Source organism: Xenorhabdus szentirmaii DSM 16338, from assembly GCF_002632585.1.
GTDB classification, from domain to species: domain Bacteria; phylum Pseudomonadota; class Gammaproteobacteria; order Enterobacterales; family Enterobacteriaceae; genus Xenorhabdus; species Xenorhabdus szentirmaii.
Genome location: NZ_NIBV01000002.1, coordinates 636479 through 651623 on the forward strand (window position 1 = coordinate 636479; position 15145 = coordinate 651623).

At 38.8% G+C, this 15145-nt stretch carries 16 protein-coding genes and 3 tRNA genes; 10 read left to right on the forward strand and 9 right to left on the reverse strand.

Going from position 1 to position 15145, the window contains the following annotated elements:
- Window positions 1-154 precede the first annotated feature (154 nt).
- Window positions 155-868, reverse strand: coding sequence for a LexA family protein (locus tag Xsze_RS12610; RefSeq protein WP_038240836.1), 714 nt, complete (start codon window positions 866-868; stop codon window positions 155-157).
- A gap of 99 nt (window positions 869-967) precedes the next feature.
- On the opposite strand from Xsze_RS12610, the gene Xsze_RS12615 reads away from it, so the two are divergent.
- From Xsze_RS12615 to lldD, 8 genes are all read left to right on the forward strand, one after another.
- Complete coding sequence (locus Xsze_RS12615) at window positions 968-1195, forward strand: Cro/CI family transcriptional regulator (RefSeq protein WP_038240837.1); 228 nt, start codon at window positions 968-970, stop codon at window positions 1193-1195.
- A gap of 81 nt (window positions 1196-1276) precedes the next feature.
- Window positions 1277-1726 (forward strand): DUF2335 domain-containing protein, encoded by a 450-nt coding sequence (locus tag Xsze_RS12620; protein ID WP_038240838.1) that lies wholly within the window; start codon window positions 1277-1279, stop codon window positions 1724-1726.
- A gap of 175 nt (window positions 1727-1901) precedes the next feature.
- Window positions 1902-2444: a riboflavin biosynthesis intermediates N-glycosidase gene (locus Xsze_RS12625; protein WP_038240839.1), complete on the forward strand. Its 543-nt coding sequence runs from the start codon at window positions 1902-1904 to the stop codon at window positions 2442-2444.
- Between the two features lie 287 nt (window positions 2445-2731).
- A complete protein-coding gene (locus tag Xsze_RS12630; RefSeq protein WP_051462533.1) occupies window positions 2732-3517 on the forward strand; it encodes a thioesterase II family protein in 786 nt (261 codons plus the stop codon).
- The gene (locus tag Xsze_RS12635) at window positions 3517-4347 is read left to right on the forward strand and encodes an alpha/beta fold hydrolase (RefSeq protein ID WP_051462534.1); all 831 of its coding nucleotides are present in this window, start codon (window positions 3517-3519) and stop codon (window positions 4345-4347) included. Before Xsze_RS12630 ends, Xsze_RS12635 begins: the two co-directional genes overlap by 1 nt.
- 149 nt (window positions 4348-4496) lie before the next feature.
- A complete protein-coding gene (locus Xsze_RS12640) occupies window positions 4497-5102 on the forward strand; it encodes an RBBP9/YdeN family alpha/beta hydrolase (RefSeq protein ID WP_051462535.1) in 606 nt (201 codons plus the stop codon).
- 333 nt (window positions 5103-5435) lie between these two features.
- Window positions 5436-6218: a polysaccharide lyase gene (locus tag Xsze_RS12645; RefSeq protein ID WP_051462536.1), complete on the forward strand. Its 783-nt coding sequence runs from the start codon at window positions 5436-5438 to the stop codon at window positions 6216-6218.
- 427 nt (window positions 6219-6645) lie between these two features.
- Window positions 6646-7782: an FMN-dependent L-lactate dehydrogenase LldD gene (lldD, locus tag Xsze_RS12650; RefSeq protein WP_038240840.1), complete on the forward strand. Its 1137-nt coding sequence runs from the start codon at window positions 6646-6648 to the stop codon at window positions 7780-7782.
- Between the two features lie 69 nt (window positions 7783-7851).
- Here the strand turns inward: lldD and Xsze_RS12655 are convergent, their stop codons facing one another.
- Entirely contained in the window at window positions 7852-8640 is a 789-nt protein-coding gene (locus Xsze_RS12655; protein WP_038240841.1) for a PhzF family phenazine biosynthesis protein, read from the reverse strand.
- A gap of 197 nt (window positions 8641-8837) precedes the next feature.
- Between Xsze_RS12655 and Xsze_RS12660 the strand changes: the two genes are divergently transcribed.
- Window positions 8838-9257 (forward strand): hypothetical protein, encoded by a 420-nt coding sequence (locus Xsze_RS12660; RefSeq protein WP_244431852.1) that lies wholly within the window; start codon window positions 8838-8840, stop codon window positions 9255-9257.
- 142 nt (window positions 9258-9399) lie between these two features.
- On the opposite strand, the gene Xsze_RS12665 is transcribed toward Xsze_RS12660, so the two are convergent.
- On the reverse strand, window positions 9400-10332 hold the full coding sequence (locus tag Xsze_RS12665; RefSeq protein ID WP_038240843.1) for a Kdo(2)-lipid IV(A) acyltransferase: 933 nt from the start codon (window positions 10330-10332) through the stop codon (window positions 9400-9402).
- Window positions 10333-10546: 214 nt separating this feature from the next.
- Between Xsze_RS12665 and trhO the strand changes: the two genes are divergently transcribed.
- Window positions 10547-11605: an oxygen-dependent tRNA uridine(34) hydroxylase TrhO gene (gene trhO, locus Xsze_RS12670; protein ID WP_038240844.1), complete on the forward strand. Its 1059-nt coding sequence runs from the start codon at window positions 10547-10549 to the stop codon at window positions 11603-11605.
- Between the two features lie 125 nt (window positions 11606-11730).
- Here trhO and Xsze_RS12675 read toward each other — a convergent pair whose 3' ends face one another.
- The 6 genes from Xsze_RS12675 to Xsze_RS12700 form a co-directional block, all read right to left on the reverse strand.
- Entirely contained in the window at window positions 11731-12324 is a 594-nt protein-coding gene (locus Xsze_RS12675; RefSeq protein ID WP_038240846.1) for a LuxR C-terminal-related transcriptional regulator, read from the reverse strand.
- Between the two features lie 183 nt (window positions 12325-12507).
- Window positions 12508-12762 carry a biofilm formation regulator BssS gene (gene bssS, locus Xsze_RS12680; protein ID WP_038240847.1) on the reverse strand — a complete coding sequence of 85 codons (255 nt, stop codon included), beginning with the start codon at window positions 12760-12762 and terminating at the stop codon, window positions 12508-12510.
- Between the two features lie 242 nt (window positions 12763-13004).
- A complete protein-coding gene (pyrC, locus tag Xsze_RS12685) occupies window positions 13005-14063 on the reverse strand; it encodes a dihydroorotase (RefSeq protein ID WP_038240849.1) in 1059 nt (352 codons plus the stop codon).
- A 229-nt stretch (window positions 14064-14292) separates the two neighbouring features.
- Window positions 14293-14368 (reverse strand) — tRNA-Asn (locus tag Xsze_RS12690).
- Window positions 14369-14636: 268 nt separating this feature from the next.
- A tRNA-Asn gene (locus Xsze_RS12695) sits at window positions 14637-14712 on the reverse strand.
- Window positions 14713-15067: 355 nt separating this feature from the next.
- A tRNA-Asn gene (locus Xsze_RS12700) sits at window positions 15068-15143 on the reverse strand.
- Window positions 15144-15145: the final 2 nt, after the last annotated feature.

Genomic DNA, 15145 nt, shown 5'->3' on the forward strand with positions numbered 1-15145 from the left:
CATAATCTTAATCCTCAATTGATTTTATACTGTATATATAATAATGAAGACTCCTTATGTTAAAGTGGTTATCTTCAATAAATTGTTGTAAAAATAATAAATAACATGTTTGTTTTTCTAAAACAAAAAATGCGTAGTTATTATCATTATATCCTTAAGGCAATTTTTCAATACGTGCTTCTACAACAACCCCAATAATATGAATATGGCTTGTAAGAGGGATCATGTTGTATTGGATATTTAATGGCTTCAGGAATGAGTCATATCCTTCTGTAATAAGTTGCCTGAAAGTCAGTGTGTTTTCTCCATCAAGCTTTGCTACCACTAAGTTATTAGTTACAGGTTTTATCTCCGGGTCAACCAGTATGATCATACCTTGAGGTACGCTTAATCCATTTGGAGATACCATTGAGTCTCCCTTTACTTCAAGCCAAAAGGCGTGTGGTGAACATTCAACAGAGGTTTTGTATTTCTTGTCAGCACGACCGGCATGATATTTTTGCGTAGGATCTTCGCACCAATGGCCCGCATCTATCCAATCGAGGAGCGGGTATTGGTTCTGAGTATAAGGTTCGTTAGTCAGTGCAGAATGATTACCGTAAAGAACATTGACCAGTTTTCTGGCTTGTTTATCCAGTGCTGGGCTGAAATCCGCAATGCAGACCCCCAACTTTTCGGCGAAATAGGTTGCCATCTCTAAATTAAGGGCATTTATCCCATTGAGATAGTGTGAAATAGCACTTTGAGTTTTACCAATGTCTTCTGCAAGTGTTTCTTGAGAGATACCGAGCTGTTTTTTCTTGGACTCAAATAAGTCTTTTAAGCGAGCGGCATCTGCAAGTTGTTCTGCTGTGAGTTTCTTTTTCATGAGCGTATTTTAATACCAATGCTCTTAAAATGATAAATACTAAAAGTATTGAAATATTTAGTACTTTAGATATTATTTTGTATGGGCAGGAGGAAGAGTATGGAAAAAATCTCGTTAGCAGAGTATGTAAGGTTAAATGGTCAGGTAAAAACCGCACGTTTAATTGGCGTACATCAGACAGCAATAAGTAAGGCATTGCGATCAGGACGAAAAATATTTTTGGTTCGTCAGGACGATGGCACTTATGAAGCAGAAGAATGCCGGCCTTTTCCCAGTCAAAAACAGGCCTTAGGCGAGAATAAGGATGAATATCAGGAGTATGATTAATTTATCTTAGTTATAGGTTGAACTTAAATATCCTACTGATTTAATTATGATATTTTTTGTGTATATTGCTCAGGAGAGACTATGAACTCAAATATGCGTCATTATTTTAAAGTAATAGGGAGTATTCTTGATATTATGCCAGCAAATGATTATCGTGATTTTTTAGATACCGCTCCTTTCAGTGATGATTTACCCAAAAATCAGATGAGCCCGGATTCATTTCCATCGCCAGAAGCATTAAAAAGCTATGAAGCAATTTTACCGGGGTGTGCAGAAAGAATGTTTTCTTTTAGAGAGAAAGAACAAGCGTTTCGGCATGAAAAACAGAATAAAGCTCTTGAAGGCGTAATAAAAAGGGATAAAAGAGGGCAATGGATGGGTTTTTCTATCGCAATGTGCATTCTGGTAATTGCCACCGGTTTTGCTCTGAAAGGAAGCATTTTATTTGCAGGAACGCTGGTGACTATTGATTTGGTTGGATTGGTGGCGGTGTTTGTTATAGGGCGTAAAAATAGTTTAAGAAAATCATAAAAACATTAAGGAAATATGTAATTTTTTACTCTTTATACTTTATTGAAAGTTATTTTCACCTTTTTACTTCATTTTGTTACATGCAATGTGATGTCCATCGACAATCATAAAAATTCTTGTATGATGCTCCCTGATTGTTAATTAAAAATCAATTGGAGTAGTGTAGAGAATTAATATGGATATCAAAACATTATGTCAACTTTATCAATCCGGAAAGAAAATAAAATATCTTTTTTTCTGGGGGCATCAAACCACGCATATCAATCATATTACTAAATCTTGTCTAAGCCAGTGGTATCCGGCTGAATTTATTGTTGGTGATGTTAAATATGCCAGCACGGAACACTATATGATGGCAGAAAAGGCACGTTTATTTAATGATCTTGATGCCTTAGAAAAAATTATTAATGCAAAAAATCCGGGGGCTGCAAAAGCGTTTGGTCGTGAAATCCGTGGTTTTAGTCAGCCCGTTTGGGATGAACATCGTTTGAAAATAGTTATTGAAGGTAACTTAGCTAAGTTTTCTCAAAATAAACCATTGGAAGAGTTTTTGTTAAATACAGGGAAAAAAATACTTGTTGAAGCAAGTCCTGTTGATCGCATTTGGGGCGTAGGTTTAGCAGAGGATTCTCCTGATATCCAAAATCCTTTGATGTGGAATGGGTTAAATTTATTGGGATTCGCATTAATGGTTGTACGCGATAGATTGAGATCATAAATCAAAAGAAGCGATGAATGGGAAGGCTGTAAAGCAGGAAGCAGAACTATTGAACAATAACTTCTAACCAGTTAATTATTATAACTTCATGAAGTTTTTCTATTATAGAAAAAGGAATAAATAGTTATTACTCTGTGTTGAATATATGTTTTTAGAATTATCTATTTTTCGTTTTCTTTTTATTCAGGCTATTCTGTTACTAGAAGCCAATTAATGACTATTGCACAATATAATCGTTTTTTTGTTAGCAACAGACTTCTCATTCATACTATTGAAGGAATTTAATCTTGTCTAATTCAGTACTTTTTTCTGCATTTAAAAGACCGCAGGCCGGAATACAACTGGTATTTTTGCACCATGCCGGGAGTTCTTGTTTTTCCTATATGGAACTGGCTTCCAAGTTATCAGAGTCTGCTGACATTTATTGTTTAGAACTGGCCGGAAGAGGAATGCGCGCAGCCGAGCCTTTTCAGACGGATGCTGAGGCTGTTTTATCGGAGATCCTTGCTGCTATAAATCATTTGAAATTAGGAGATGATAAACCTTTATTACTATTTGGGCATAGTTTAGGGGCAGAGTTGGCCTATCAAGTCGCACGTCGGCTTGAATGTGAATCACCAAATAAGAAGTTTGCTCTTATTATTTCCGCGCGAGGTTTCGTTCACCCTGAAGGTTTGAAGTCCGAGCCATGTGAAGCGTATTCTGATGATTACGTATTAAATGTTATTGAACAATGTAATGGGACGCCTTCAGAAGTTTTCTCGGACACTGAAATGCGTAATTACCTGATTAACATCATGAGGCATGATTTAGTTTTACTGGATTCTTTATCCCGATTGCCAAAAGTAAATTTAAATGCTCAAGTTTGGGTAATAGGAGGTAATCAAGATAGAAGAGTATCTGCTGCACAATTGTCAGACTGGAGCCGGGTATTGTCTGCTTCAGTAGAACACAAACTCTTTACTGGCGGGCATTTTTACCTGTTCAATAATGATGTCGTTTTATCTTGGCTTGAAAAGGAAGCCAGGGCGTTGGCTCAGGAGGTAAAAGTGAAAGAAACAGAGGAAAAGTAATGGGAACATATCAGGAAAAAAAGGTCACTATCAATGGAGTTCAGTTGGGGTATCTCCATGATGGAAAGAACGATAAGACCCCTTTACTATTTTTGCATGGCGCATTGGCAGATTGCAGTATATGGCATCCGCATCTGCTTGAACTGGAAAGCATTGTATCACCAATGGCTTTGAGTTTACGCCATTTTGGTGCTTCAGGGAAATCAGGGGAATTTGGCATAGAAACACATGCTGATGATGTTATTGCAGCCGTTCGTGAATTAGATATTGCTCCAATACATCTTGTTGCGTGGTCCTATGGTGCTGATGTGGCATTATTGGCGGTGTTAAAAGCGCCTGAATTGTTTCATAGCCTTTTTCTTTATGAACCCGGATATCCGAGCCATTTGGAGGCGGAAGAATTTGAACAATTTATGGTGGATGCTCAGAAGATGTTTGGGCCTTTATTTGAACAATCTGAAAACATGAAACCAGCTGAAATGGTAGAAACTTTAATTGATGGTTCAAGTAATCGAAAAGGTTATTTTATCTCTCAACCTGAAACACTACGCCTAAATCAGTTAGCACAGGCAGATACAATAGCAAAACAGTTAAACCAAACTGAAAGGCCTGATATAAATGCAGACACGTTAGCAACAATAACGTTACCTGTATATATGGCTTATGGTGAGAATTCCCGCCCATTGTTTCAGCTTGTAAGCGCATCTGTGGCAAGGAACATTCCTGATTGCCAAACGGAAATTATATCGGGTGTAACACACATGTTTCCTGTCGAGGACCCTATTGCTTTTAGTGCAAAAATCGTAAATTTTATCCGTATTGTGCCATAGTAAAGAGTATTAAACATGTTTAAGTAAATTGAAGTATTGTTGCCGAATGGTTATCTATGTTGTCATTGATTTATATCAGTTATATTTTACTGTAGGGTAAGTTATCTTATTCCCTTTAAATAAATGAATGACTTAATAGGATAGAGTCAATGACATTAAAAAAGATAAATCACAATGGGCTGTTTTGGGGTAAAAGAATAATTGTTATTCACGGGTATACTGCGTCACCTTCATCACATTGGTTTCCTTGGTTAAAAGAAATCCTTACAGAACAAGGGGCGGAGGTGAGCATACCAGAAATGCCTGAATCATCTGCCGCCCAGCCTGAGGCATGGGCTAATGCAATTATGGATATTGCGTCCGATATAGACGAAAACACCATCCTTATTGGTCATAGCCTTGGGTGTATTACAATATTACGCCATTTGGAGGCAATGCGTTCTGAATCTCTGCGCCTTGGTGGATATATTTGGGTTGCGGGATGTGACTTGCCTCAGAAGGCTTTACCAGAATTAGATATTTTCTTCACTAATAAGCCGTTGGATTATTCTTATTTACGTGGCTTGACAGAACATCGTTTTTCAATCATTTCATCTAATGATGAAATTGTTTCTCCACAATCCTCTTATGCTTTGGCTCGTGCGTTGCAAACTGAAGTTATTACTATTGAGAACGCGGGGCATTTTCTTGATAGAGAAGGCTTTACTCGTCTGTTACCTGTTTATGATGCATTAATGACGATGGTATCAAAATAAGTAGATGATGATTTTTCAATTCTCCAGTTTATTATGCTTAATCTGGAGAGTTGAATGTTAGGCTGCATTAAATATAAAAGACCAATGAGGTATTTTAAAAAAAGACAGGTTGCCATAGTGTTTGACTATTTATAAAAGTAGGTACAGTATAAAAACATGCGCTCAAGGGAATGGTATTATTTTTATTGTACTATGACCAGTGCATTTCAAAATGCATTGCAATATAAAGGTAGTGAATTGTCAAGGTAATCTCTAGCGATGCTGCGACTTTAAATGAGATAGGGGTATAAGTGTTTATATAGAAATGAGTATAGATTGAATAAGGGATAAATTATGGTGACGATTAATTCTTCGACTATCTTCAATAAGAATAATGATGATTTAGTTCATGTTAATTTCGAACATAAAATAGGGAAGTATAATGCCAAGGATTTCAAAACTGATTGGGGAATTTCACCCACATCATCATCTGGGCTCAATCAAGGCCGATTAAATATCGTTGTTGATCCTCATGGCACTCAAAATAAAGTGTTAGAGCTTACTTACCTTGCCAATACAGTTGGCTCTAAGGCGGGGACGTCATTCAATGCACCGATTAAAGGTGAATATAAGGCATTGTGGCTACAGTATCAGGTTATGTTCAGTAAAGATTTTATGTGGATTAAGGGAGGTAAGCTACCGGGATTGTCCGGTGGAGATCATCCGTCAGGGTGTATTGATAATGGTGATTTTGATGGTTTCAGTAGCCGGTTAATGTGGCGAAAAGAAGGGGAGTTATTCGGATATCTCTATTATCCAGAGAAAGAAGAACGGTGTGGTGATTACATTAAACTAAATGTCTCATTAAAGAGGGGTGTTTGGTATACGCTGACCCAATATGTATCATTAAATAATATAGGTAAGCGTGATGGAGTCTATGCACAATATATTGATGGTAAAGAAATATTAAGGTTGAATAACCTGAAGTTAAGAAATGAAAATAATGTTTTTATTGATGCGATTAAATGGAGTTCGTTCTTTGGGGGCTCTACATTGGATTGGGCTCCACCAATGGAGCAATATGCTTATTTTGATAACTTCATTGTTAGTCTTGAAAAACCTATCTACCTTGGGTAAATTGAAAATCGTTTAATGTAATGTTTATATTATGATAATAAGTAAGAATTGTATTATATAGCTCACATAAAAATGTATGTGAGCTATATAATATTTTTATTTTCACTACGTTGGGGAGTTAGGATTTTTGCTCAGAGGCTAAAAATGTCTTATCTGACATTTGTAGGGGGTAACATTCCTTAACAGAAAATAATGGAATGAATATCAATCTGATTTGGTATTGTATCTGTTGATGAGCCTTGAGCAATATGATTTGTTTGAACAACATTATTGTTGTTTGCTTGATTTTGGGATCGTTAATACTGAAGGGCATTATGGAGGAACGGTTTTATCAATGCTGCCTTATGAGTGAGTTGCAGCTGTAATGGTTCTGATCCTGGCATCATTAAAAATGAACGAATAATTTTTTAACATTAAGGTGCATATTATGATTATTTCCTCTTCAACTGATTATCGAGCTGCCGCACAGGCTAAATTACCCCCTTTTCTGTTCCACTATATTGACGGAGGAGCCTATGCGGAGCATACCCTTAGACGTAATACAGCAGATTTATCCAATATTGAATTACGTCAGCGTGTTTTGAATGACATGTCTGAATTAAGTTTGGAAACTAGTTTATTCGGAGAAAAAATGTCAATGCCAGTGGCGCTGGCTCCTGTGGGATTATCAGGGATGTATGCACGCCGTGGTGAAGTTCAGGCTGCCCGCGCTGCGGCTAAAAAAGGGATACCATTTACGTTATCAACGGTATCAGTATGTCCGATTGAAGAGGTTGCCTCAGCGATTAATCGGCCGATATGGTTCCAACTGTATGTGCTGAAAGATCGTGGCTTTATGCGCAATGTATTAGAACGGGCGCAAGCAGCCGGAGTTAAAAATCTGGTATTCACTGTTGATATGCCAGTGCCAGGGGCGCGTTATCGTGATGATCACTCGGGCATGAGCGGCCCAAATGCAGCCATGCGCCGTATCTTGCAAACACTGACACACCCTCAGTGGGCATGGGATGTGGGATTATGGGGTAAGCCGCATGATCTTGGCAATATCTCCGCATACTTAGGCAAGCGGATTAAACTGTCCAATTATATTGGATGGCTGGGAAAGAATTTTGATCCCTCTATTTCATGGAAAGATTTGGAATGGATCCGTGACTTCTGGAAAGGGCCCATGATTATCAAAGGGATACTTGATCCCGAAGATGCCAAAGATGCTGTGCGTTTTGGTGCGGATGGTATTGTGGTTTCAAATCACGGGGGCCGTCAGCTTGATGGGGTTCTGTCAACAGCCCGGGCTTTACCTATAATTGCAGACGCAGTTAAAAATGACATTACTATTCTGACTGATTCGGGTATCAGAACGGGATTAGATGTGGTGAGAATGATTGCGTTGGGAGCCGATAGTGTTTTGCTGGGGCGTGCTTTTGCTTATGCTCTGGCAGCAGCAGGAGAAGCGGGCGTTTCCAATCTGCTGGATCTGATTGATAAAGAGATGCGGGTGGCAATGACCTTAACCGGGGCGAAGTCAATCTCTGAAATTAATTCAGATTTATTGGCACGGTACTGAGGCTGATTGCCGTGATTATGGGTCAGCAGCGTTTGTTCTGTTGACCCTGCTATACGAAATAATAATGAATTATATGTTCTCGAGTGATATTCGACCCTGTGAAAAGAGCTTCGCTTTACCTGTTAGATAAACACGATCCCCATTGATTCGGCAGAATATATTGCCACCCCGATTAGATAATTGGCGGGCATGAAGCTCAATTTTATGGAGTCGTTTCGCCCAGAAAGGCGCTAGCACACAATGGCTGGAGCCTGTAACAGGATCTTCATCAGTTCCTTTAGCGGGAGCAAAATAGCGCGATACAAAATCAACAGATGAATCCCCAAGGGAGGTAATGGTAAGACCTGGCAAGGGCAATGCAGCTATTTTATTAAAATCCGGCTGGGTATTGGTGATTTGATCTGCTGAATCTAACACACAAATATAGCGATCATGTGAAACGAAAACTTCGGAAACATGCTGTCCCAGAGCATCTTGCATAACTGGGATCAGTTTTTTTTCTTCACGGCAATCAGCCGCAGGGAAATTCAGTGTAAAAATTTCATCTTGATGAAAAACTTGTAGTTTACCGGAGAGTGTTTCAAAAATAAGGGGATTATCCTGATTATTGTGATGCTTTACGAGAATAAATGCTGTAGCTAATGTTGCATGTCCACATAAGCTTATTTCTATTTTGGGTGTGAACCAGCGTAGATGGTTTCCGACCAAAAAAGCGGTTTCTGGAAGGCCTATTTCAGCAGCCATTGAAACCAAAACCTCATCAACCGGCCATTTATCTAGCAAGATAACCGCTGCCGGATTACCAGAAAATAGTTTTTCAGTGAAAGCATCAACATGATAAATAGGATACGAATACATGAAAATCTCACTTTTTATAAAAATAAAAACAGAATGTTAAAAAGATATTAATTTGTAAAGCGCTATTTTGTTTGGTAACGGGTTAACTGGTTATACAAAAATTGGAGTATTGACGTCAGATAAGAACAATTATTAAATAGTGATTTATTGTAATAGTTACAAAAGGGAAATACATGAGATTCAAAGGATCATGCTGCTTGTTTTTGATTTTGTCAGTGTGCTTTTCTCAAGCGCTGGCATTGGATTTAAGCTACAAAAGCGATATACCCGCAGATAATAAACCTTCGGAAGAGTATCTGAAAAAGAGAGAAAGGCTGAATCACAGCAATTGGAATACAGAAAAATTGGCAGAAGATAATGCCTTGGCTGAAAAACGAGAAAATCAAGTCAAGGAATATCACGATAAGTTTGAGCAGAAGCAAAATCTGGAGTTTTCCTATGATTGGGATGGAAAGCAGTTAAAAACATCTCCTCATATGAGACAAATGCCAGCCATGCAACATACAAAAGAACATACCAAGCGCCAGTGTTATAAAGAAACCAGACGAAAATTTGAGAAAGAACAAGGGAATGCTTATTCCTATTCAGATATTACGGATGTTTGTGGTTTTTATTAGCTTATCATCTGAGTTATCAGTATGATTTCAAGGATGAAAAGCTGAAAATAGCCTGAAAAATGCTCAGGGAATGTAGGCTGCTATTCAGGATCTCAAGGTAGTAGATATCAAGAAAGAGCAGCCTATATTTTTGCCAGTGAGATTAGTTGTTATCACCGTACAGAGATGACATATCTTTGGGGCGTGTTTTGAAGCGACGGTGTAGCCACATATATTGCTCAGGCGCTTGCATAATTTCTTTTTCAATGACCTTATTCATGAATGCGGCTGCTTCTACTTCATCTTTAACAGGGAAGTCTTCTACATTCGGTTGAATGATCAGTTCATAACCTTGGCCATTGGGTAATCTGCGTGGCGTAAAAGGGATTAATACCGGATTAGCCAGACGGACGAGAATTGACGTTCCGACAGTGGTTGCTGCATGTTCAACAGCAAAGAACGGAGCAAAGACACTATTGCGTGGGCCGTAATCATGATCGGGTGCATACCAGATCATTTCGCCTTTTTTCAGGCAGCGAACCATGCCCTTAACATCTTTTCTGTCCACCATGTATTTATTGGAACGTAGTCTTCCCCATGTCTGTAACCAATCCATCACGGGGTTATCATTCGGACGATAAACACCAATTCCTGGTTTCAATGTGCCGATGATGCGAGCGCCCAATTCTAATGTCAGAAAGTGAATCCCGATGATGATGATCCCTTGGTTTGCATCGCTGGCTTTTTGAAGGTTTTCTTTTCCTGTGACCTTGAACCAGTGTTTAATTCTCCAGTCAGGCCAAAACCAAGCCATGCCGGTTTCAAATAAGCCCATGCCCACGGATTCGAAATTTTTAATCAGCAATTCGTGTCGCTGCTCTGCTGATAAATCGGGAAAACAAAGTGCCAAGTTACGTTCAGCAATTTTGGCTCGTTTCTTTAAAAAACGCTGTGAAAACCGGCCAAGCCGGGTTCCCATCCAATAAATCACGGGATAAGGGAGTAAGACTAGTAGATAAAGAATACCGATGCCTAACCAGGTCAGCCAGTAACGGGGATGTAAAAATGAACGACGAAAAGGAGGTGCTTGTATCATATGTTTTCAATATGTTTATTTTATCGGAAGCCTATTTTGAAATAGACCCTAAGAGCCATGTCAGCATGATTATGATATTCCCGCGCATGATATTCAACGGGAGAACACAAATCACTACCCGTTAAAGGTCATTTTAGCTATGATAACCGGCCATCAATGGAGCAACCATTGAGATTTTTATTCTTTTTGTAATCGAAATTCAGGACAGTACACCATGCCAGTGTTACATAACCGTATTTCTAATAAAGAGTTGAAAGAGCGTATGTTAGCCGAAACCGAGCCACGTACGACCATCTCTTTTTATAAATATTTTACCATCTCTGAGCCACAGGCTTTTCGTGATAATTTGTATGTAAAATTTGCCGAACTGTCTGTTTTTGGACGAGTCTACATCGCCAAAGAAGGGATTAATGCACAAATTAGTGTGCCATCCAAAAATGTTGATGCTTTAAGAACGTTATTGGATGAAACCGATCCTGCGTTATGCAACCTGCGTTTAAACATTGCCCTGGAAGATGACGGTAAATCATTCTGGGTATTACGTATGAAAGTGCGTGATCTCATTGTGGCTGATGGTATCGAAGATGAAACGTTTAATCCATCAAAAACGGGTGATTACCTCAAAGCTGAGCAGGTTAACCAAATGTTGGATGATCCTGATACTGTCTTCGTCGATATGCGTAACCATTACGAATATGAAGTGGGGCATTTCGAAAATGCAATTGAAGTCCCTTCAGATACATTCCGTGAACAGTTGCCAATGGCTGTGGACATGTTGCAGGACAGTAAAGATAAAAATATTGTCATGTATTGTACTGGCGGAATTCGTTGCGAAAAAGCAAGCGCTTATATGCTGCATAATGGCTTTGAAAAAGTCTATCATGTAGAAGGCGGTATTATTGAATATGCCCGTAAAGCGAAAGAACAAGGCTTGCCAGTGCGTTTTGTTGGTAAGAATTTTGTTTTTGATGAGCGTATGGGCGAACGAATTTCTGATGATGTCATTGCACATTGTCACCAGTGTGGAAATGAATGCGACAGCCACACTAATTGCAAAAATGACGGTTGTCATTTGTTGTTTATCCAGTGCCCAGCTTGTGCAGAACGTTTTGAAGGTTGCTGCAGCGATACTTGTCGTGAAGAGATGAAGTTACCTGAAGACGAGCAACGTGCCCGTCGTGCAGGAAGGGAAAATGGGGCTAAGATCTTTAATAAATCTCGCTATCGGTTAAATGATGGTCTGAACATGACCTCCTTGCAAGCCATTAAGTAATATTCCCTTTGTGCTTCAAGTTGCAGCCAGATAGCTGCAACTTGGTATCATCAATATGTTATTTTTTTAAGTGGTATATTAGAGCAAATAGTGTGAGTTTTTGCCCTATAAACACGTCTTAAAATTTAGCAGACATATTTAAAGATATTGTAGATAAAAACCAATTCCATTTGATTAGAAACACCCATTTTTTCAGTAATATGTCTCTTGTGAGAATAAACTGTACTATTACTGATATTTAAGATTTGGGCAGTTTTATGGGTATTCGTTTCCAGCATCCAATAATATAAAATCCGATTTTCCTGGTAACTGAAAATAGAACTGTGTGTGTTGAAATGAGAAAAATAATGTTGATCAACAGGCGACGCTATTTTTTTTAAGTGGTCAATTAACGTAGGAAGGCTTTTTTTTGATAGGATAAAATCCTTGTTTGTCAATTGGATAGGAAATTTGGTAAGTGGGTATGGTTTATTAATATAAAAATAAAGCCGGGATTTACTAACTAATGAGATAAATGATTGTAAATGAATACAATATTCACTATAGCAGCCATACTGTGTTGAATTAACCAAAACAACATCTGGATGGAATGTAGGCAGGATATTTATCGCATCACAGATGGATATCACTCCCATGGAAAGAATATTTGTATTTTCTTTCAGGGATTCAAGAATACCCAAGCGTGTATAATGGCATTCTTCGATAACTAATACTTTCATTATTTGAACGTCCTTGTTCTACTACTATGGTTATTGTCTCAGTAACTCGATGATTAATTTATCATAGCTTAGATAAATATAATCATATAATACAATAATATAAAAAATAATAAACAGCGAAAACATTATTGCTGGACACTCAATCAATTGAGTGTCCAAATATGGCTAGTGTGCAAGTTGTCGTTAATGTTTGATATGATCAAGTTGACTGTATTCTGAAGCCTCAATTTTCTCAATTCCAGCTTGTAAAATGAGGATGAGCTGTTTAGCTACCCCTGTTGTCAGCCATAATGTTTTATCAATGTTGACACTTTCTGAGGATTGCTCCTGAGAGGGTGAGCAATGAAGGCGTATCATCATGGCATCATAGGCATCGACTATGCTGATGTCCCAGCCTATAACAGGATGTGTTTGAATTATTTCATTTTTTCTTTCCACATAACCTCCTAATCAGACTACAGCATCATTATTGATATAATTGACTAAGAGCAAAAAGCCTCACCAGTGTGAGTAATGAGCAGTATAACCCTTTTTAAAAATCTAAGAAGTGAAAAGAACCGAATTTTTTGAGTATTGTTGATAGAAATGATTGGAAGTTATTCCTATTCTTTATAAGGGAAGGTTGTACGGAAATAAAGGATAATTTCCGTACCTATTCCCATATAAAAAGTAATGACAAATTATCTACATATTTTGATATCCCATCCTGCATCTTCTCCAGCAAGAAATGGAATGAATCGTTCATTAGTACAACTGCATTCAATATATTCAGTGACGATGGCTGGCTTACGAGTCAGTTCAATAAAACCATCGTTGACTGGCAGGCCATAAAATGCAGGGCCATTCAGGGAGCAGAAGGCTTCAAAATGTTCCATCGCCCCGATTTCTTCAAAAACTGTGGCATAAGCGGCAAGGGCTGTCGGGGCATTGAAAACACCGGCGCATCCACAAGATGATTCTTTGCGGTGTAATACGTGAGGAGCGGAATCTGTTCCTAGGAAAAAGCGATTACAGCCACTGGCAACGGCAGCACGCAGAGCTTCTTGGTGGATGTTGCGTTTTAGTACGGGTAAACAGTAAAGATGAGGGCGAATGCCACCAACCAGCATGTGATTACGATTGAACATTAAGTGCTGTGGTGTCAATGTGGCACTTATTTTATCATTGCCTTCAAGAACATACTCTGCTGCTTCTTTTGTTGTAATATGCTCAAAAACAACTTTAAGTTCAGGGAACTGTTTACGTAATGGTTCCATGACTTGTTCAATAAATCTCGCTTCACGATCAAAAATATCTATATGGGGTGCAGTAACTTCGCCATGAACCAACAGGGGCATTCCTATTTTTTCCATGGTTTCTAACACAGGATAGATTTTCTTGATATCAGAAACGCCGTGACTAGAATTGGTGGTTGCATTGGCGGGGTACAGTTTACAAGCAGTAAAAATGCCTTCCTTATAACCCATTTCAACTTGCTTACTGTCTGTTGAATCGGTCAGATAGCAGGTCATCAGGGGGTGAAAATTGTGATCTGACGGGATTGCTGCAAGGATACGGTCTTTGTAGGCCTTAGCGTTGGCAATATCTGTTACTGGAGGGGCAAGGTTTGGCATGACAATGGCTCGGCCAAAGAAACGGCTGGTATGGGGAACAATGGTTTTTAACATGTCACCATCACGGAAATGGACATGCCAGTCGTCAGGACGGCGGATTTTGATAGTATATGATTCAGTGGTCATGAAACCGGCTCCAGAATAGGGGTGATAAAGATAACGGATGCTGATTCAGCATTCCTTAAGCCGGAGGAGGATAATAAAACGAAAATAGCTAAATAGCTATGATTGAATGAAAAAATTCTATTTTTTTCAAAAAAAATAGGTATTAGATTTATGTAAGCAGGGTATTCAGAGGGAATAGTTTTATCAAAATAAGGAAAATAGAAGTAATAACACGAGGGTGAATTGAATTTGGCTCCTCCAGCTGGACTCGAACCAGCGACATACGGATTAACAGTCCGCCGTTCTACCGACTGAACTATGGAGGAACTCCTTCAACACGGGGTGCATATTAACGGGGCTTGTTGCATTTGTCAAAGCAGAAAATGGCAAAAATCGTTTGATTGCTGATAATGTATACAGCTCGGTTTTTTTGAGGTTTTTATTGTGGTTAGGGAAAGTCCAGAGAACTGAAAGTGTGCAATTGGAAGACTACAATAATAATGAGGCTGTGTGAAAAGGGAATGCATGTGTATGTAAAAAAGAGCAGAAATCAAAAAGCCCGACTAGAAAAAACTAATCGGGCTTTCTTAAATTTGGCTCCTCCAGCTGGACTCGAACCAGCGACATACGGATTAACAGTCCGCCGTTCTACCGACTGAACTATGGAGGAATTGCTTCGTTCCTGAGAACGGGGTGCATATTAACGGGGCTTTTTATGTTTGTCAAAGCTGAAAATCACAATGACCGTTTGTTTGCTGACAATATGCACTCATTGGCTTTTTTTTAAGCATTTCAACAGTGGGGTTCAGGATTATGGTGTCACAATTCAGGGCAAGTCATCATAAGTCGGCAGGTAACAGTATTGTTTAGGAATGGGAACTCAATAAGCACACAAAGAAAAGAGGGAAAATGGTGTTTGTATTTTTAAGGTGAGCGGCTGTAGCGGCATCTATTCATGAGATCATTTTTATTTTCAGGAAAGCAAAAAGCCCGACTGGAAAAAACTAATCGGGCTTTCTTAAATTTGGCTCCTCCAGCTGGACTCGAACCAGCGACATACGGATTAACAGTCCGCCGTTCTACCGACTGAACTATGGAGGAAT

Bases quoted from the DNA above. Each gene is read 5' to 3' on its own strand.
- Xsze_RS12610 (WP_038240836.1), bottom strand. From the start codon at position 868: ATGAAAAAGAAACTCACAGCAGAACAACTTGCAGATGCCGCTCGCTTA.
- Xsze_RS12615 (WP_038240837.1), top strand. From the start codon at position 968: ATGGAAAAAATCTCGTTAGCAGAGTATGTAAGGTTAAATGGTCAGGTA.
- Xsze_RS12620 (WP_038240838.1), top strand. From the start codon at position 1,277: ATGAACTCAAATATGCGTCATTATTTTAAAGTAATAGGGAGTATTCTT.
- Xsze_RS12625 (WP_038240839.1), top strand. From the start codon at position 1,902: ATGGATATCAAAACATTATGTCAACTTTATCAATCCGGAAAGAAAATA.
- Xsze_RS12635 (WP_051462534.1), top strand. From the start codon at position 3,517: ATGGGAACATATCAGGAAAAAAAGGTCACTATCAATGGAGTTCAGTTG.
- Xsze_RS12640 (WP_051462535.1), top strand. From the start codon at position 4,497: ATGACATTAAAAAAGATAAATCACAATGGGCTGTTTTGGGGTAAAAGA.
- Xsze_RS12645 (WP_051462536.1), top strand. From the start codon at position 5,436: ATGGTGACGATTAATTCTTCGACTATCTTCAATAAGAATAATGATGAT.
- lldD (WP_038240840.1), top strand. From the start codon at position 6,646: ATGATTATTTCCTCTTCAACTGATTATCGAGCTGCCGCACAGGCTAAA.
- Xsze_RS12655 (WP_038240841.1), bottom strand. From the start codon at position 8,640: ATGTATTCGTATCCTATTTATCATGTTGATGCTTTCACTGAAAAACTA.
- Xsze_RS12665 (WP_038240843.1), bottom strand. From the start codon at position 10,332: ATGATACAAGCACCTCCTTTTCGTCGTTCATTTTTACATCCCCGTTAC.
- trhO (WP_038240844.1), top strand. From the start codon at position 10,547: ATGCCAGTGTTACATAACCGTATTTCTAATAAAGAGTTGAAAGAGCGT.
- Xsze_RS12675 (WP_038240846.1), bottom strand. From the start codon at position 12,324: ATGAAAGTATTAGTTATCGAAGAATGCCATTATACACGCTTGGGTATT.
- pyrC (WP_038240849.1), bottom strand. From the start codon at position 14,063: ATGACCACTGAATCATATACTATCAAAATCCGCCGTCCTGACGACTGG.